The organism is Paenibacillus planticolens, from assembly GCF_013141725.1.
Taxonomy (GTDB): Bacteria; Bacillota; Bacilli; order Paenibacillales; family NBRC-103111; genus Paenibacillus_E; species Paenibacillus_E planticolens.
Map to the genome: position 1 here is coordinate 453,160 of NZ_WHNZ01000061.1, position 19,731 is coordinate 472,890.

At 49.2% G+C, this 19,731-nt stretch carries 12 protein-coding genes; 1 reads left to right on the forward strand and 11 read right to left on the reverse strand.

The window, feature by feature from the left end; genetic code table 11:
• Positions 1–45: 45 nt before the first annotated feature.
• From GC097_RS26530 to rsgA, 4 genes are all read right to left on the reverse strand, one after another.
• Positions 46–489: a GatB/YqeY domain-containing protein gene (locus GC097_RS26530; protein WP_171686267.1), complete on the reverse strand. Its 444-nt coding sequence runs from the start codon at positions 487–489 to the stop codon at positions 46–48.
• Between the two features lie 8 nt (positions 490–497).
• On the reverse strand, positions 498–671 hold the full coding sequence (gene rpsU / locus GC097_RS26535; protein ID WP_029195880.1) for a 30S ribosomal protein S21: 174 nt from the start codon (positions 669–671) through the stop codon (positions 498–500).
• Between the two features lie 114 nt (positions 672–785).
• Entirely contained in the window at positions 786–1,136 is a 351-nt protein-coding gene (locus GC097_RS26540) for a histidine triad nucleotide-binding protein (RefSeq protein ID WP_171686268.1), read from the reverse strand.
• A 162-nt stretch (positions 1,137–1,298) separates the two neighbouring features.
• A complete protein-coding gene (gene rsgA, locus GC097_RS26545) occupies positions 1,299–2,360 on the reverse strand; it encodes a ribosome small subunit-dependent GTPase A (protein ID WP_171686269.1) in 1,062 nt (353 codons plus the stop codon).
• Positions 2,361–2,550: 190 nt separating this feature from the next.
• On the opposite strand from rsgA, the gene GC097_RS26550 reads away from it, so the two are divergent.
• The gene (locus tag GC097_RS26550; RefSeq protein ID WP_171686270.1) at positions 2,551–4,473 is read left to right on the forward strand and encodes an FAD-dependent oxidoreductase; all 1,923 of its coding nucleotides are present in this window, start codon (positions 2,551–2,553) and stop codon (positions 4,471–4,473) included.
• A gap of 325 nt (positions 4,474–4,798) precedes the next feature.
• Here the strand turns inward: GC097_RS26550 and GC097_RS26555 are convergent, their stop codons facing one another.
• From GC097_RS26555 to GC097_RS26585, 7 genes are all read right to left on the reverse strand, one after another.
• A complete protein-coding gene (locus GC097_RS26555; RefSeq protein ID WP_171686271.1) occupies positions 4,799–8,653 on the reverse strand; it encodes a TIM-barrel domain-containing protein in 3,855 nt (1,284 codons plus the stop codon).
• Between the two features lie 54 nt (positions 8,654–8,707).
• On the reverse strand, positions 8,708–11,983 hold the full coding sequence (locus GC097_RS26560) for a TIM-barrel domain-containing protein (RefSeq protein WP_171686272.1): 3,276 nt from the start codon (positions 11,981–11,983) through the stop codon (positions 8,708–8,710).
• Between the two features lie 166 nt (positions 11,984–12,149).
• On the reverse strand, positions 12,150–12,770 hold the full coding sequence (locus GC097_RS26565; protein ID WP_312875733.1) for a thioesterase II family protein: 621 nt from the start codon (positions 12,768–12,770) through the stop codon (positions 12,150–12,152).
• Positions 12,767–16,477, reverse strand: a complete 3,711-nt coding sequence (locus GC097_RS35080; RefSeq protein WP_171686274.1) for a glycoside hydrolase family 31 protein — start codon at positions 16,475–16,477, stop codon at positions 12,767–12,769. Before GC097_RS35080 ends, GC097_RS26565 begins: the two co-directional genes overlap by 4 nt.
• Before the next feature lie 91 nt (positions 16,478–16,568).
• Positions 16,569–17,924, reverse strand: a complete 1,356-nt coding sequence (locus GC097_RS26575) for an ABC transporter substrate-binding protein (RefSeq protein ID WP_171686275.1) — start codon at positions 17,922–17,924, stop codon at positions 16,569–16,571.
• 88 nt (positions 17,925–18,012) lie between these two features.
• The gene (locus tag GC097_RS26580; RefSeq protein ID WP_171686276.1) at positions 18,013–18,843 is read right to left on the reverse strand and encodes a carbohydrate ABC transporter permease; all 831 of its coding nucleotides are present in this window, start codon (positions 18,841–18,843) and stop codon (positions 18,013–18,015) included.
• A complete protein-coding gene (locus GC097_RS26585) occupies positions 18,833–19,717 on the reverse strand; it encodes a carbohydrate ABC transporter permease (protein ID WP_171686277.1) in 885 nt (294 codons plus the stop codon). The genes GC097_RS26580 and GC097_RS26585 overlap by 11 nt, the downstream gene beginning before the upstream one ends.
• Between the last annotated feature and the right edge of the window lie 14 nt (positions 19,718–19,731).

A 19,731-nucleotide genomic window follows, 5' to 3' on the forward strand; every position in this document is an offset into this window, starting at 1 on the left:
AGTGGATGAAACATCCGCTCGATCTTGTCACAAACATATTAAGTATTATCCCAATAATTGTTGGACCAACTGATTTATAAGCTTACCATCAGCGCGTCCTTTGACCTGAGGCATCAATGCCGTCATCACTTTGCCCATATCCGCTTTGGAAGAAGCACCAATTTGCTGGATGGTCTGCTGTACAATGGCTTTCACTTCTTCCTCAGAAAGCTGTTGCGGCATGTACTCAGCTAGAATAACAAGTTCTGCCTTCAGGTTCTCGGCCAAATCTTCTCTGCCGGCCTTCGTAAATTCTTGGAGGGAATCCTTACGCTGTTTGATTTCACGAGTTAGTACGTCAAGCACTTCATTGTCGTCTAAGGCTCTTTTCAGATCAATCTCAGAATTCTTAATCGTAGATCTTACCATTCGAATTACAGAGAGTTTGAACTTGTCCTGACTCTTCATCGCTTGCTTCATATCTTCGTTCAATCGATCGCTTAAGCTCATATTGCCTCCTAGAACTTTCTCTTGCGAGCAGCCTCAGATTTAAGCTTACGCTTAACGCTAGGCTTGTCATAATGTTTACGTTTCTTAACTTCTGCTAGAATGCCATCCTTTGCGATGGAACGCTTAAAGCGACGAAGTGCAGCATCTATAGTTTCGTTCTTACGAACTCGAGTTTCTGACAACAGATTTCCCTCCCTCCGAACAGACCATCTAGGATCAAACGGTTCATCAAATCTCATTATAGGTGATAGTAATTAGGGTGTCAATCGAATACTTAGGTTTCCTAAAAGTTGTTTTTAATTATGAACGCCTAAAGGAGACAAGCGTGCCCCTGCCATCAGGTGATAATGGATATGGTGAACAATCTGACCGGCATTAGCGCCAACATTCGTAATAACGCGGTAACCAGACTCTTCCACTTCCAGTTCTCTGGCAATTTGCGCCGCCGCGGCTTGAATCCGCCCCAACAAAGGCCAATCCTCCGCCTTGGCATCCGCCAAAGAAGCGATATGCTTCTTAGGGATAATAAGCACGTGGATCGGCGAGGCCGGCTGGATATCATGAAAAGCTAGAACCTCGTCATCTTCGTACACTTTTTTCGAGGGAAGTTCCCCTGCAACAATTTTGCAAAAAATACAATCGCTCATAATCGGGCTTGTCCCTCCGCTTTCTTTGGCTCTCTGCTTATAATTTTATCGGAAATGCGTGAAAAAATCCAATCCAATCTGTCCTATTACAAGGAACAATAGCAAAAAAAAGAAACGCCTCAGCGAAGTGCCTGAGAGGTTTCTTAACAGGAACTGAAATGACTAACGGTTATGCTGGCTTTTCAACGATTGATGAATCTTCTTCCATTTCGCTTTTTCGGCGGCCTGAAGCCCTTTATCTTCTTTTCGCGCCAAATAAGCAAGCTCCTTCTGCAATTTTATATAATTATAGAATCGCTCTTGCGGGAGACTGCCTTCTTCCAAAGCGCCTTTGACAGCGCATTTCGGTTCATTCTCATGTTTGCAATCCTGGAAATAGCACTGCTCCGCAAGATCCTCAATGTCCTGAAAAGATGTGCTCAAGCCCTCCGAAGCATCCCACAGCTGCAGCTCGCGCATGCCTGGCGTGTCGATGAGAATGCCTCCTCCGGGGAGCGTAATCAACTCGCGGTGCGTCGTTGTATGCTTCCCTTTATCATCCCCATGTCGGATATCTCCGGTTTCCAAAATATCCTTACCGTAGATGCGGTTTACAATGGTTGATTTGCCCACCCCCGATGATCCGAGCAGCGCGACGGTTTGGCCTGGAGCTATATAAGGTGCCAGTTCTTCGAGCCCGCGGTTCTCGGCGGAGCTGATGACATGTATGGGCACGCCGACCGCAACAGCCGCAACCTCCGCAGCGAGCGCCTCCGGATCGTCACACAGATCCGCTTTGCTAAGCACGATTACCGGCGTAGCCCCGCTCTCCCAAGCCAGCACCAAATACCGTTCAAGACGCCGCACATTAAAATCCAAGTTCAGTGCAGTGACCAGAAAAACGGTATCCACGTTCGTGGCTACAATTTGCTCTTCCGTGACTTGGCCGGCCACTTTCCGGGAAAACTTACTTTTACGCGGAAGCACAGCATGGATCGTTGCCCGCTGCTCCTCTTGACGTACGGACACAACAACCCAATCGCCTACAGCAGGATAATCTTCACGGCGTACAGCCAGGTGTCGCATCTTGCCGGAAACCTCCGCTAATGCTTCGCCGGATTCCGTGAGTACGCGGTACATATGCTTATGTTCCAAGGACACCCGGCCAACCAGATACCCTTCTTCCAGATAAGGTTCGAACGCTTTTGCAAAAAACGAATTCCATCCTAATTCTTCTTTTATCAAGTGTTAATTTCATCCTCTCATGTGTTTCTAAAGAGAAGTATAGACTACGAATATCGCCATCACACGGTAAATAATCGTTTAGATTATTTTTTCCATCGCACAATTTTACATCGGTCAATTCACTTATAGACTACGGGTCTAATTTTGCTTATAATAGGGATAAATCGATGGTTTGGAATGGAGTGAGCGGATGAGCCAATTCATGAGAGCCACCACCCGAAAAAAGCGTGATGTCATGATGGACGTCGCTTTATCGATGTTTATGGAAAAAGGCTATGAGAATGTGTCTGTCGACGACATTATCACGGCAACGCGAACGTCAAAGGGAACTTTTTACCATTATTTCAAAAGCAAAGATGCCATCATCGCAGACCTTTACAGCAAACAAATCGAATTGATTCAAGAATGGGTGAAGCAACCCCCGTCCAAAGTGCAATCACTGGAAGGACACATCAACCGCTTGTTTTTAGACTTAGCGTCTAACATTCGCGTTTCACCGCGTCTTATTCGAAGCTTACAAGCTTTATCCTTACAAAATGAAACCGTTAAAATCGAGGAGCAGCACCAATTAAACGTACTCTCCGAAAGCTTGCTGCATTGGCTGCCCGAACCCAACAAAGTCGAACTGCTCGTATGCATGTATACCGGCACGATTCGCACTTGGTGCAATCAAGAGCAAACTGATCTACTCTCCATGATGAAAAATAACTTAGCTTGGATGTGGGCAGGCATTCGTTCGAACGAGCCGTACGCGCCGCTTCAGGTAGAACCAGTCCCCAAGGAGGAACACAAAATGAAAGTAGCAATTATCGGCGGAGGCTTAGCCGGATTAACCGCGGCCGCTTATTTATCGGAAAACCCACATATTGAAGGTATTCTTTTTGAACGCAGTCCACAGCTTGGCGGCCGTGCGTTTACTTACGAAAAAGCAGGCTTCACGCTGAACTTTGGCGCACATGCCATCTATGGGATAGATCGTCATACGATCACGAACATGGAGCGAGAATTAGGACTTTCCTTCTCTTCCAAGCAAGTCGATAAACGGAAGGTTGTTTACGCGAAGCATAATCAGCTTACAACCGCTCCGCTCGATGCGATCAACCTGCTCAAAACCGATTTGCTCAGCACCGCTCAAAAAGTCCGGTTCGTCGGTGAAATCGCCGCGATCATTGCAAATATTCATAACTTGAAAAACTATGCGACCTTAGCCGAATATCTTGCAGAGTCCAATGCGGACGAAGATGTGAAAGAACTATGGGAACATCTGGTTTGTTCCAACTTCTTCATCACGCCTGAGGATGCCCGTAACGTATCCGGCGCGGTGATCAGCGAGTACTACCACAACCTGTTCCTTTCGTCCAAACCGGTTAATTATATTCTTGGAAGCTGGGCGGTCATTACGAATCAACTCAAGCAAAAACTAACCACATCCGGCAGATGGGAAGTCGCCATCCAAGAGGGCGTCGAAAGTCTAAGCTATGCGGACCGGAAGTTCGTGCTTCAAACGAAAAACCGCGAAGTCGCTTTCGATAAAGTCATCTTCGCGATGCCTGTCCAACAAGTCGTCAAATTGCTGAAAGGCACGGCATGGGAGCCATTCTTGGCCCCATATGAATCCAACACGGCTACGGAAGTAATGGTGTATGACGTTGGGTTAAGCAAAGTGGTAGCTAGACCGTTTAGTTATATTAGCGACATGGACAATAAAATGTTCATCAGCGACGTCTCCGCAACAGATCACACATTGGTACCTGAAGGCGGACAGCTGCTGCAAGGTATCGCCTACTTAAGCGATCATTTCGAAAGTGACGAACAGCGCAAATCGTATCTTGAAAATAAAAATACGCAGTTGGAAGCTCTATTCGATAAGCATTATCCGGGCTGGCGCGATGTTATCGCTGTAAAACGCGTTTCGAAGAAAGCGATGGTCTCGAGCGTTAAGAATATTTCTACCAACCACCTTCTGCCAATACGCGTGGAAAATGTGCCGTTCTATTTCTGCGGCGACGGATGCACAGGGAAAGGCGAGCTTGCGGAACGCGCATTCTCAAGCGCCCGCACAGCGGCACTCGCCATTGTGCAAGAGGTTCAACAAGCGCTGCAAAGCGTCTAAAGCCTCCAACCCGCGGCAACTACAAAAAGGGAGCTATCCCCTTTACGGAGAAGGCGAAGCAAGAAGTTAACGGGAGAATCTCCCTCTAAATGGCTCGAGAGATGGCCTTTCAGGAGAATAAAAGGAAAAACTCCTGTTAGTTTGACCGGACTTCGTAGATTCCTACGAATTTGGCCCAAATAGAGGGAGTTTTTCCAGATAAATCGATCCGACAAGCTCCTTCATGGAAATTAGAGGGAATTTCCCCTTTTATTTTGAACACAAAGCATACTATGCAGCAAAGGCTGTCCCACAAGTCATTTTAATGACCGGGGACAGCCTCTTTTTATTGCTTAGTTACGCGCACATCATCGATGTGAAGCGTGGTGCCGCCAGGCGAATCCACATAGAAGCCAACATCAATCTGGCCATTCGTGACCATCACATCGCTGACGCTAATATATTTCCAAACGCCGCTGTTGCTGATATTCATATAAATCGGCGATCCGCCATAATTCTGAACTTCCATGCGCGCTGTCGTCGGAGTCGTATTCTTCATGCGGACCCAAGCTTCAACTTTGTACTTCACGTTGTTCACAGGAACGGCAATGGTTTGATGCAGGCTCTGCTGATAAGCGCCCGCCGCGAAGAAGTAGGCTCGCTTATCGCCTGACCATGGCGATTCCGGCGGGTTCGTCGTCGAACCGCTATCAATGCCATAAGCGACCGCTTGGGTGCTCGGATGCCACTCTACCCAATTATGACTCAGGCTCGTGTCGCGTTCAAAATCGGGATTATCGAGCAGATTTTGCTCGGATACGGGCGTCCCTGCCGCGGCAGTCGAAATCAGCAGCCGATCCAGATTGATATTCCCGCTGTCGCCTGAATCATATTTAAATGCGACCGTATTGGCTCCGGCGTTCAGCGTTACGGTTTGAACATTATCCTGCCAAACGTTCCAGTTGCCGCCTTGACTTGTGAAACTGGTTTGGCCCAGTTTTGACCCATTAATGTAAGTACTTAATGTTTTCGATACACTATTTCCATTTGCGTAGCGCAGTGCAATTTGATAGCTTCCCGCGCTCGGCACATTGACGTTGAACTTCACTTGTCCGTTAGCGGCACTCATCCCGTCAACGAATGAGGTACCGCTATAGTTCCAATGATTAGCGTTCAGCCCTGCGCCGCCAGACAACTCCGCGCTTTCCGCCTCATACTTGCCAACCACCGGGGAGAAAGGAACCGTGATATTATCCAAGTTGACATTCCCCGTGTCCCCTGCGTCGCTATAGTACTTATACGTGACAACATTCACGCCTGCCGTCAGCGGCAGCGTCTCCGACTGCGTTGCCCACGTATCCCAGTTTGCCAAACTATTCAGTACCGTGGACTTCACCCTCTTCCCGTTCACGAAAATACTGACGGACTTTGCCGCTCCCGAACCGTTCGCATAGCGCAGCGAGACGTTGTAATCGCCACCCGTTTTCACCTTCGGATAGAACGTGACGCCTGCACCTGCATTACCCAAGCCGTCAACAAATCCGGTCCCCGTATATCCGGTATGATTCGTGTTCACCGTAGCCTTAGTTGCTCCGGTGCTGCCGGAAAGCGATGCATCCTCGGCTTCATACTGGGCTGATGTTGCACTCAGAACAGCCGCTCCGGAAATAGCAATCGCTTTGGCGGAAGCGGCCCCTGCTGCGACTTTCACATAGGTCACATCGCCATAGATATCCTTCCCTGTCGTCCACCCTTCACCCGCTGCCGCTTTCAAAGCTTGCAAGCTCGCGTAAGACGTCGTCGCACTGCCGTTATTCGTGGCGGAAGTAGCCGCAGAACCATGCAGCTTGATGATGTAGGATTGAAGAGCCGGTGTATAACTTCCGCTTTTCGCCCCAAGCGTAAAGCTTTGCGAGCCTGCACCGTTATCCTGCGCAGTCATCGCTTGCTTGAAATAGGCGCCGCTTTCGTAGTTATAACTGGCCCCATCGTCATCATAGTACGTAAAACTCGACGATGTCGTATTAGCAAAAACATCCACATCAACCGATGTGACAGCGCTCTGTCCCACGTAATCCTGAACCTTTTGGGAAGGAATGATTGCGCCTTTTTTAATAAACAGCGGGATGTCTGTTAACGTTTCGGGGTTCACCGGATATTGAATCGTCTGACCTCCGGCAATCGTATTGCCTCTTGCATAATCAATCCATGTCCCTGCAGGCAAATAAATACTTTTGCTTGTCTGTTGTTTATCCACCACCGGAGCGGCCAGCAGCCAATCACCGAACATCCAGGCATCTGTATAATTTTTCGCATTCGCGTCCGTCGGATACACTTGCATGAGCGGTTGAACTAATCCGTTCCCGTTCTCATAAGCGCTTCTTTCATACGCATACATATAGGGGATCAACGAATAGCGAAGTTGAATGGCTTCTTTGGAAGCCTCTTCTGCCGTAGAGCCGAAATACCAAGGCTGTCGCTGCTGATGATTGTTCCCATGTACCCGGAAAACAGGCGTTAGCGCACTAAACTGCATCCACCTTGCGTATAAATCGGGATTGGGATTGTTGGTGGTGCCATCCTGTTGATTGAAGCCGCCCGTGTCCATTCCCCATTTCACTTGCCCGTTATTGATCGAAGACAGCATGACAGCCCGCTGCTCTTTCATCCCTGCAGCCCAGCTGATCCGCTCGCCTTTGTTGTACTGGATGCCGATATCGCCTGACCACAGCGTCGTCGCATAGCGCTGCGCCCCCGGATAGAACGTCCTTGCCGTTTGCCAAACACGCTGCGCACCGCTTGTGTACGCACGTTGTCCTTCGTACATCGTCTGAGACATGTGGCCAGTTGTGAAGTTGCCAAACCAATACGATGCGCCTACGGACGATACTTTATCCGTTTCATCGTTCCACCAGCCGACTATGCCTTTATCGAAAGCATCTTTGGAATGATTCCAAAACCAGCTGCGCTCACTGGCATTATAAGGGTCGATACTGCGTACCGTGACTGGAATGAAATAGTCCTGATACTCGTTGTGCCCCGGATAGAAATACCCGCCGTTCGCTGCGTCAGTCCCTTGCGTGGTGGCGCTGCCGGAGGCATCCTTCGTGACGATCCGGGGCTTGGTAATTCCGATCATTTTAACGCCTTTTGCATCCATCGCTGTCTTGAGTGCGGTCGAGGAGGCAGAAGGGAAATTCGTCGTATTCCAAGCAAATTCGCCGTAGTTGGTTTCTCCATATTTTTTCCAGTCATAATCAAAGGCATAAGCATCTATCGGGATATTTTTGGCCCGGTACGTATCCACGTTATTCATAACTTCCGTTTGATTCGTATCCCACTCAAAGTTCATGAAGCCAAGCGACCACTTGGGAAGCATCGGCGGTTTCCCGGTGATCTCGCCTACGCTGCTCATAATTTCCTTTGGTGTGCCCAGCATGATGTAGTATTCGACGTTTTGCTTCGTATAGCGCCGGCCTTCTGCAGGGATACCGCCATAATAAAACTCCATTTTCCCCGTTGCGCCGTCTGTATACGGATAACCGCCATCGCTGTCAACCAAGATGCCGTAACCGGCCGTACTCCAAATCAGCGGTCCGCCGGAATCGCCTTGCTCACCGGCATGAGCGGGTTCCGAGGATGTATTCCGCAGCAAATCTCCCCCGTTATCAAATGCATTAAAGCTGCGGATACCGTACATGCTGTCTGCCGTATTATGTACGAAACGCACACCGTCCGAAAATACGCCGCCACCTGACGGCTCCCAGAACAAGGTTGTGCCGTCCGCCTTTTTCACCGTCATCCGCACGGGACTTTTCGTAATTTCAATTTTCATGGTTGAGGTCGAGATCGTCATCGGATTTGTGGCCGTGTTAATCGTCGCGCCTACGGAAGACCACATCTTATTCGGATCCAGCATCGGCGTTTTAGCGCTTGACGCTACGCCATTCGGTCGATAATCCACTTTTAAGATGCCGTTTTGCACAGCTTGTATAACCAATAAATCATCGTTAGGCTCAGCGCCATTATCAATGGTAAGTGTCAGGGTATCCCCTGTCACGCTCGAACTCAGAAGGTTGCCAAGACTGCTGACGTAGGCGTTTACAGGAGATGCAGGAAGTAGAACAGGAGTTGAAATCGCAAGCGTACTAGCGGTGAGAAAAATGAAAATTCGTGAAATTCTTTTGTTGAGCAGCTTCATCACGGATACTCCCTTTCGCTAAGGAAATGAGGGAGGGCCAGGCCCTCCCAGCTTTTAGTGCTCTACGATAGCTATGTTATCGAGATTGATGCCCAAGGTGTTTGTGTTATCATAACTAACTTTCACCGTGTTGAGACCAGCGGTTAAAGTAACGTTAACGGTTGCGGTTCCCCATGTATCCCAGTTCGCCGTTTGCGGTAAAGCGAGGTCCGTCACTTTGACGTTATTGACATAGATGGCGCGTGACCCATTGCCAGCACCGGAGGAATAACGAACTTTCAGGGTATACGTGCCTGCGGCTTTAACGGAAACATCAAAGGAAACATTGTCTCCTACGGCATCGAAGCCATCCACAAAACCAGTTCCCATATAACCGGTATGATTGGTATTCGTCGTAACACTTGTTTGTGCGGCAAACTCAGCTTCATACTCCACTTTATTAACTCCGTTCAGTACAACTGTTTGGGCAGAAGCGCTTGCGCCAAGCTTCACATACGTGAATTTCTGCACCGTATCATAGAACCATCCTGTCGAGGCGCCGATTAAGGCAGACAGCGTATTGTATTCCGTCATCGTAGAACCGCCGACAGTGACGGAAGACGGTTTGGTTGTGAACACCTGCAAAGTTTTAGTAGAATTAATAGCCGGAATAGTCACGGTCTCTTTATTCGACCCATATTGTTCGGTGGATGTGATTGTTTTCACTGAACCGCCAATATCGTCGTTCCAGTCATACGTTGTTGTCCCGAGCGGATAAATGCGGAAGGCAAGATTCGTGTAGCTTGTCAAACTGTTTCCGATCGTCCCTCCGACTTGATATTGCGCATTCAAATTCAGCGGTATAATGCTGCCCGATTTCACAAAGACAGGCAGATCATCGACGCCGGCATAGTAGCTGATCGTACGTCTGCCAGGACGCTGCGCACCGAACGAGAAATCGACCCAGTCGCCTTGCGGGAGATAGATGCTCTTGTTCGTTTCTCCTTGATTCATCACAGGGGCAACAAGCAAATTGCTGCCGAACATATACTGCTGATTTAAACCGTATGTGTTCGTGTCCGTCGGATTATCAAGCACCATGGCCCGCATCATCGGCACACCCGTGTCGCTTGATTTCTTGGCTTCGCTATAAATATAAGGAAGCAGATTCATGCGAGTGTTCGTGTATTTGCCAAAATGGTTAATGATCGTGTTATCTCCCGTACGGGCCTGCGCATTCCATGGGGAGCGCTCTTCGTTAATGCCCGAGGAGCCGTTAGACTCCGAATGGAACTGCATGATTGGGGCGAATGCAGCCATTTCGGTTGCCCGTTTGTACAATTCAGCCGATGGATAGGAGCCCGTGAAGCCTGCCAGATCCCAACTCCAATACGGCACGCCTGACATGCCCGCAGTTAGCCCGGCAGTGACGGCCTGCTGGAAGGCGCCAAACGTCGACTCTTGGTCACCGGACCAGAAAATTTGATTCGCCTGGGCGCCTTGTGTACCGGAGCGGCTGAACGAGACGGCATTGCTTTTCTTCGAGCGCGCGTACTCGTTATAGGCTTTTACATACTCATTCGGGTATTGATTGCGCATTTCATCGCCTTTTTTGCCGTTGAAAAATGTATTCGAGCGGCCCCATACCATTTCGCCGCCATCCGTTTTAAAGCCATCGATGCCAATGCCGTCAAATAAATAGGCGCGTTTGGACATCCACCAATTTTTCGCTGACGGGTTCGTAAAATCAAGCAGCAAACTATTTTCGAACCATTGGCCTGACGGGATCCGGTATTGGCCTCCGCTGCCGTTGCCGACGGCATAATTTTGTGCGACCATATACGCTTCGTCATTATCTTTCTGGGTGTAAGCACTTGATGTCCATTTCTGGATCGGGACCTGCCATAACACAAGCTTCATCCCGTTATTATGCACGTTGTCGGCCATGCCCTTCGGATCCGTCCATCTGCCATTAAAAGTGAAGTCCGTATAGGCATGAGCAGCGCTGCCAGTCTTAGGCGTATAGGTAGCATCATTAAAAATGTAAAATGTGTTCTCATCGCTCCATTGTTCAAGAACAACAGCCGTGGCAGGAATATTGTTTGTATTGGCGTTAGTAATCGCCGTTGACACTTTGGATTGCCGATCCCACTCATTGGCTGACATCCATAAGCCGAAAGCCCATTTCGGCAAAGACGTCGGTTTGCCCGTAATATTGGCATAATTGCCGATCACATTATTCAAATCATTGCCGTAAATGAAATAGTAGTCCAGCTTAGAGGCAGCACTGCCCCCTGTATCGGCCGTGAAGCTGAACATATCGGTTCGTTCGGTGGCTAAGCGGAATTTGGAGTAATACGTGGAGTTAACGAAGATGCCGTAACCGCTGCTGTTCAGCATAAAAGGAATGGCCATGTAAGTACGGTCATTTTGATTTTTGTATTGATTGTACACATAGGTGTCAACATCTTTGCCACGTTTGCGAAAGTTGTTATAGTGCTCTCCGAAGCCAAAGAACTCCTCGCTCGCCGGGGAATAGAAGTGATCCTCCACCTTGTTGATAAGCGTGCTCCCGTTAGTTAGCCATGCGATGTTGCGATTCGTCGTGCTGTCATATTGACGTGCAATCAGCGTTGTCCCATCCGGCTTGTATACACTAAGTTTGAAAGGATTCTTGTCTACCTTGACTTTCAATTTGGAGGTTGTCAGCCAAGTCGTTGCCGCCGTATCCGAAACCGTATAATTGCTAAGACCCGTACTTAAAGTTCCCGTACCCGTCGGAGAAACCTGCACACGCAGGACATCATCCGCTGCAAAAGAAAGATTGATCTTCGGCGTCATCGTCCCCGTATTGGCTACCGCATTCAGCACAACACGATTCGTATTGTTCGTAATGGAGCTGACACTGCTGACGTACTCCCAACCGGTCACAGTAAATGTGAAAGGCCCGATCGTCTTTTCATTGTCGCCATCCTTGTTGCCGTGAACGGTATAACTGATTACATCCCCTTTGGCAAAAGAGCCAAGATTCGCCTCCCAATATGTGTTGTTGCCGCTGTTGTATTTATATGCCGCTCCGACCGCCGTTTGATTGACCCCGTTTTTGGTCCATGTCACCCACGCCGTCTGGCCTGATTCTATAGGCCAAGTTGTTATTTTGATATACACCGCTTCGCCTGCAACAGGATCTCTCGGACTTCGTTCGGTCGCTTGAATCTCGTACAGATCATCGATGCCATATGGAGCATGATACACGCCATCGATGGCGTAAATGGAAGGAACGACCAAGAAGAAGCAAAGCAAAAACGAAACCGAAAATCGCAATAGCGCAGGAAGCTTTCTTACGTGCATAAATGTTTCCCCTTTCGTACTCAAATTTTGTTCGTCTGAACCGGCACCACGATAAGTCACCAACGTACTAACGCATTCACCTGCTCTTCCTCTAACGCAGCTCTAGGCATCACCCCTTTCAGTTGTACGGCGGTTCCCAGTCCTGATGCTTGAAACCGCCGGGTTCTTAAATGACATATTCTCTTTCCACAATCGTTTGAGCGACCTGCAACCACTTGATGGCATGGGCTTGCCAGAAAGCATGATTCCCTTCGCAGACGTGCACGTCGCAGATCTTGGACGTATAACGGCTCCACTCTGCTAATTGATCAATCATTGCATGTTCATCCTTATTTCCTGTAAATACGCTAATCCTTGAACGGAGCTGCTGGAGATCAACTGGCGGGCGGTATTCCCCCATTGGTTGGCAGCCACTATCGCTCCCTTGCAGTCCGCCGGCTTCACTGCGGGATCGCAGTGTATGCGGGGCGCTGCAGCCGGACAGAAACAAGTGGCTCGGCTCCGCCAGACCAGCTCCCCTCATGCGATGGCTAGCCTCAAAGGCTAGCAAGCTGCCCCAGCAATGCCCGATGAAGACATATTCTTCATTAGGCACCAAATGCCGTTGAACGAAAGAGCAGGCTTCCTGCAGCCCTTGTTCCCAGCGATCAGAATGAACCTCGCGCATGGACATTCCGGTTTGCAGCAGCTCCACACCATGGAATCTCATGCTCGCAGGCAATCCGTCGCTCCAAGCCTGATACGACTCTGAGAAGTCGCCACAGTGAGGAAAACCGAACAAAATCACCCTTCTATCACCAGACTTCCTGCCGATTCCCAAGCGGCGACGAGGACATCTTTCCGGGAGATGACATACTGACCCTCTTTTAGTTGTTCGACATTAGCCCCTGGGGATAACTTAGTACCAGAGGAAGTCACGAGCGAGGCGCCATCCGGTTGGTACACAATAAAAGTGATTCCTTGCTTCAGATTGCCGGACCATTGCAAGTGAACTTGAGCACCTTCCCGTTTGGCGGCAATCACCAAGCGATTCCCTAAATCATCCTCAAACTCCGTTTCCAACTCAGAAACAACATAGACCCGCAGGCACAAATGCTCATAGCCATCGACTCGATTACCGACATGATCGCCAAGTGTGTACTTGTCTGCCAAATTAAGAGCTATAACGCTATTCTGTTTCTGATAAACAGGGATACTCGCCAGAGGAGCAGCCACTTTCGTCAAACAAGGACCTTGAACCTCATCTTGGTCCTCCAAGGAAAGCCACGCGCCATCAGGGAAATAAATTTCCTTGGAGAAATGCCCTTCATCCATCACAGGCGCCACCAGCAAGCTTTCACCAAACATATATTGACTGATCATTTCTGTGCAGTGCGGGTCCGCCGGATACTGCAGCGACATCGCACGCATCATCGGCAATCCTGTTCGACTGGTACGAATGGCCTGGTCATAGATATAAGGCAAGATATTCATGCGAATATCGGCATACATTTTATACAAATCAATAACGACCGGCTGCCCTGTGCGTTCTGCAATGTTCCATGGCGTCCTGTCCTGGTTGAATTCTCCCTTCGTCTCGGCATGATACTGCATCACCGGGCAAAATGCAGCCATTTGTGCCGATCGTACAAACAGTTCAGCCGTCGGAATATCGCCGTGAAACCCGCCCAAATCCCAGCCCCAGAACGGAATCCCCGACATGCTGCTGGACAAGCCGGCAATCATCGAAGAACGGAAGGCCTGAAACGTTGAACGCTCATCTCCAGCCCAGTGCAAAGGGTACCGCTGCGCGCCGGTATAGCCCGCCCGGCTAAACGTAATGCCGCCATCCTTGGCATACTTCCCAATGAAATCGTAATAGCTGCCTACATACAAATTAGGATACAGATTACGCATTTCGCGACCTGTCGAACCGTCAAAGAACTGCAAATCGTGACCGAAAACAAATTCGCCGCCATCGGTTTTAAAGCCATCCACACCGATTTCATCTGCCAGGTATTGGCGTTTGTCAAACCACCATTTCGATGCTTCAGGGTTCGTAAAGTCGATAATGTGACTATCCTTAAACCAATTGTATGGTAATGTGTATGCCTTACCTTCCGCTGTCTTGACCTCATACCCTTGGTTCAGCAGCGTTATTTCATCTTGATCGCGCTGAGCATGCGCCACGCCATACATATGTTTGTGGATCGGAATTTGCCATAACAGCACTTTCAGCCCCTGGTCGTGCAGCTCTTCCACCATCGATTTGGGATTCGGCCAACGTCCCCATTCCGGGAACTGAAAGTCCGCATAACGGAAAGGTTCGCTGCCTTCTTTGACCTCGTACTGCGCATCGTTGAAAATATAAAATGTCGCCTCATCGCTCCACTGCTCAATGACTAGCACCGTAGAAGGAATTTGATACCGGGCAGTCAGCTCCGCCTGCTTCAGAACCTCTTCCTGCGAGTCCCAGTTATTGCTGGACATCCAAGGTCCGAACGACCATTTTGGCGGGAGCACAGGTTTGCCGGACAACTGCGTAAATTGGCCGACCATTGCAAGCGGCTCATCGGCAAATAAGTAAGCCAGAACTTGCTGCTTCGCACTTGATACATCGACTTCCACTTCGACCAGATCGGATAACCGTATGTGAAAACGGAAAGTCGAGTAAAGCGACGTATCCACGAAAAGGGCATATCCGCCGGACGAGATCGCAAAAGGAACCGGCATGTATGTTTTGAGGCCTTGATCCCGGTACTGGTTATATACATATTGATCCACTTCTTGCCCGGAGTAATCATAATGGGAAAAACGTTCCCCCATGCCGAACCAGCGATGCTCCGGCTTCGTCCGCAGGTTCAGCCGCAGCTTATGGAGCAAGCCCGAGCCGTCCACGAGCGCCTCAATGAGGGGCTTCCCTTCGGCGGCGAATCCTTCCATCAGCACGCCCTCCGCGCTGCGCAGCGTCAGCGCGAGCTTGCCCCCTCGCACGTCGGCCTCCAGCCGTGCGCGCCCAACCGCAACAGCCGCCTGCTGCGCCGGCTGACCATTCGTCCGTTCGCCCGCTGCGGCGAACGTCAACTGCACAGCGCCGCTCGCGTCGGCGCGGAATGCAAGTAAGGCGGTGCGCGAAGCGTCCGCACCATAGCTTAGCAATGCGACGAAGCCGTCCTCCGTCGTTTCCAAAGCCTGAACGTGCGCAAGCGGTGTCCACGACCGCACGTTAAAGCTATAAGTCGCTGAATGCTGCGACTTGTCTCCGTTCTGAAGCGCGAAGACATAGCTCACCTCGTCACCTGCGAGGTAAGGGCCAAGCTGCGCTTCCCAGACCTTCTCTCCGCCGTCCGCCACTTTCATGACGGCGGGGACTTCCGCTGCCGGAATCCCATTCACGGCTGCCTGCACGGTAACGACCTGACTCATCTGGAACGGCTGAGTCAGCAATCGCACGATGACCGTATCCCCCGCTTCGGGTTCCCGAGGGAAGCGCTCATAGGGCAGAATGACATAAGGATCATCGAAACCGGTAGGTTGATGGATCAAGCGAACGCTATCGACTCCCTCATTGCTCTCCTCGCCTGAAAGCAATGAGCCCTGCACAAGCGCGATCAACACCCTGCTCCAAACACTGATCGGAGGCTCTGCCGAACGCTCCATGGAATAGGCAAGCAGCAGAGGTTCTTTGGCTGTTGCGGTATCTACTTCATATAGCTGCCCCTGCGTTTCGAGAAGCGTTTCCACGTGCAGAAGCAGTTCTTTGGCCCTGACTGTTTCCCCTTTCTTCGCATAGTACCACGCAAGCAAACAGGTCAGATCAGGACGCTCACAGCCGCCGAACGACGTGTCGCCGATTTTTAGCCTCACCCCTTGATTGACAAGCTTTTCTTCCAATTCGTAAAGCGCTTCGATTAGAATCCGATCTTCGATACCGAGTAAACCGAATGGAATAGCAGCTGTGAGGATATCGCCATGAATCGCTGTACCCCCCAATTGACTGATGACTCGCCCGTCTTTGATCATGCCGGCAAACACGAGTTCACGAATCGCTTTGAGCATACGCACACCGCGTTCGCCAACGCCGTTCTGAACATTAGATTGCAGCGCTGCGAAATACATCGCCAAGTGGCTTAAATAAATACCCTCTCGTTCACCGGTTAACCAATGAGGCTGCGGCTTCTGCCAATTCGCCTCCAGATAAAGCGTTGTTTCTTCTACATAAGTGCCCAGTTCCTCTTTAAACGCCTCATCTTCCGTCGCCTTCACATACTCTCCGATGACCCAGAGAACGAGCGCAGCGTCGGTCAGATGAGTTTGATCTCCATCTTCATGTTCCAATCTGCTTTGCAACAACCGAAGCAAGGGCAATGCGCGATCAGTCTCGCCCCGCTGAATGAGGGCATAGCTCAAAAACACAATATCTCGATTGGCAGCCATATGCCCGTTGATGGTCACTTGACCCGTATGTTCATCCAGAATGAAATCCAGATAGGAATGTGTAAATTGTGTTTGCACAGTAAGCCTCCTGCTTCTCTTAATAGTTAAAAAATAAAGGGGCCGTTGTCGCAACAATGCCCCTTTTTTTGCTGACTCTACATCTGCCTTGCTATTTAGCTACCAATTTCTCAACTTTGGCCTGCGCTTCATTCAGCGCTTTTTCCGCTGTATAATCGGATTTCAACTTCGCTTTATCAAGCTCATCGCCGATCGCTTTCGTCAGATCATTCCATTTGTCCGGAATTGGTCCTACAGGCGTCAACACGAGGGAATTCAAAGCATCAAGAACGACTTTTTTCGATTGTGGCGGCGTTTGTTTGAAATAAGCATCCATCACTTTTTCATCCGAGACAGCCGGAACGCTCCAGCCTTTCTCAATCCGTTTGCTGACAACCGCAGGATCTGAGGACATGAATTTGATAAATTTCCATGCCGCTTCCGCATTTTTCGTTTTGTCAGATACGACTAAACCATCCGCGAAGAAATGATGAGCTTTCTTCGTATTTCCCGGTTCTAGTGCAATATCCCATTTGAAAGGAGCATCGGCGAAACGGCCGAAGTTCCAAATGCCTCCGCGAAGCATCGCGATTTTACCTGCTTTGAAAGCATTCAAATCCGCATCAGGCTGGTTAAACGTATCATCGTTAAGAGCAGGGGATACTTTATATTTCTTCGCTTTATCCAGCATCCAGTTCAAAGCTTCAATATTTTCTTTGCTGTTTACGGTAGGTTTGCCATCGGCGCTCCAAATCCCGCCGCCATTCTGAGCAATCGTTTTGTAGAACTCATAGAATTGAATCGGCGAATACGTTCCCCATACACCGCTTTTGGCGTCTGTCAGCTTCTCAGCCGCTTCCAGCTCCTGTTTCCACGTCCAGTCGGCCTTCGGGTACTCAACTTGCTTTTTGTCAAACAAGTCCTTATTATAGAAAAGAACTACGTCCGAAAAAGACTCTACGACGCCATATTGCTTGTTTTGGTATTTAAAAGAGTCATAGGCAAGACCTTTGTAGATTTCCGGCTTGAACGTCGTGTCCTTCGCAATGATCGGCGTCAAGTCTTTCAATGTATTTTTGGCAGCATAAGAGACAAAGTTTTCGTATCCGACCTCAAATACGTCAGGTGCATCCCCCGATGCAAGCTGTGTATTGAGTTTCGTGTAGTAGTTGTTGTAGTCGACGATATCCACTTTGACCTTCACGTCAGGATTGGCCGTCTCGAACGCTTTCACCATTTCAGCCAGCGTTTGCTCTTGCGAGCCGCTTGCGGTGTACTGCATGAACTTGAGAGTTACCGGTTCTTTCTTTGTCTCCGGCGTTGCCGCTGATGTTGCTGCGGCCGTAGGCTCTTGCTTAGGGACTGATGAGGATGACGCCTCCGGTTTTTTGTCCGATCCACACCCTGTTGCCGCAAGAGAAACAACAACACTTAAAGCTACGACCCAACCCGTTTTTTTCACTACCATCGTATAACCCTCTTTTCATCTCAATTTTTCTTCGGCAATTCCTTTGACAATGGCAATTCCCATTTGATGCTGCATATCACCCCTCTCTTTAGCCTTTGACACCGCTCATCGTCATTCCCTTAATGAAATATCTCGATGCAAACAAAAACACAATGAAAATCGGAATAAAACTGATCACATTGCCCGCCATCAAAATGTTCCACTCCGTCGCCCATCTGCCCTGCAGTTTACTGAGCCCAATTGGGAGCGTCATCAACTCCTTATCGCTTGTAATAATCAACGGCCACAAAAAATTGTTCCACGAAGCCATGAAAGCAAAGATTGCCAGAGTCGCAATCGCAGGTTTGCTGAGCGGTAGAATGACACTTAGAAACACTCTCACATACGAAGCTCCATCCATTCTGGCAGCCTCAATCAGCGGATCGGGAATCGTCATGATATGCTGTCGCAGCAGGAAAGTCCCATAAGCGCTAAAGATGCCGGGTAAAATGAGACCCAAATAAGTATTGGTCAAATGCAGCTTCTGAAACACGATAAATAGCGGAGTCATCGTAACCTGCATCGGGATCATCATCGTAATGAGATACAGAACGAATAACGTCTCTCTCCCTCGAAAAGGAATTTTCGCAAAAACAAACGCAGCCATCGCACATACAATGATTTGCGCAATCGTCGTTACGATTGCAACGGCCACACTATTGCCCAGAAATCGATAAATCGGAAAGTATTTGGTAATTTCCACGTAATTGCTGAATTTAAACGTGTCGGGAATCAAATTCGGCGGCATCCTGACGACTTCCAAGTTATCTTTGAAGGATCCGGAGAGCATCCAAACAAAGGGGAACATAAGGACAACGGCAGCCACGATCAGGATCAGATGCGAAAGCAGGTTGCGATACGGCATATATTTATCGGTCATATGTAACCCACCTTTTCTGAAGCTGCTGCTGAACGATCGTCACGGCGAAAATAATCACAAACAAAATCCAAGACTGCGCGGATGCAAAGCCCATTTTATAGCTCTGAAAAGCGTTGCCGTAAATTTGCTGCACGAGCGTGCTCGTTTGCCCCGCCGGACCGCCGCCGGTCATGACAAGCACTTGATCGAAAAGCTGGAAGCCATTGATCAACGAGATCACGAGTACGAAAAAAATACTTGGTGTCAGCAGCGGCAGCGTAACCCGGAAAAATTGTTGAAAACCGCCAGCGCCGTCAATCGTCGCCGCTTCATAATAGTCTTCTGAAATATCCTGCAGTCCAGCCAGAAGGATAACTGTCACGTACCCGATATCTTTCCACACACTCACCGCAATAATCGAAGGCATCGCCCATACAAAATCTTGCAGCCACACGGGACCCTGCACGCCAATGAGCGACAATAAGTAGTTAATAAGTCCGTTCTGTCCGTTCAACAACCAGCGCCAAACGATGGAAACGGCTACCCAAGAAGTGATCACCGGCACGAAGATAAAAATGCGATACAGCTTTATTCCTGTTAGTTTCCGATTCAATAAGACAGCAAACAATAAACCGAAGATTAGAACAGAAGGAATATAACCAATGATGTACTGCACAATGTTCAGTAATGAAGTAAGCGTTTTCTCATCTTGCAAAGCTTCCGTATAATTGTCGAGACCAACAAACTTCGCCGGGGTCAGCAAATCCCAATTCGTGAAACTGATGACGGCCGACGAAAGCATCGGCACGAGTTGAAAGAGAAGCAGACCCGCTAAGCTTGGAAGCAAAAAACCGATGATGACAACCATTTTGGATAGTTTGTTTTGTCCTACCATGTCAATCTCCTTTT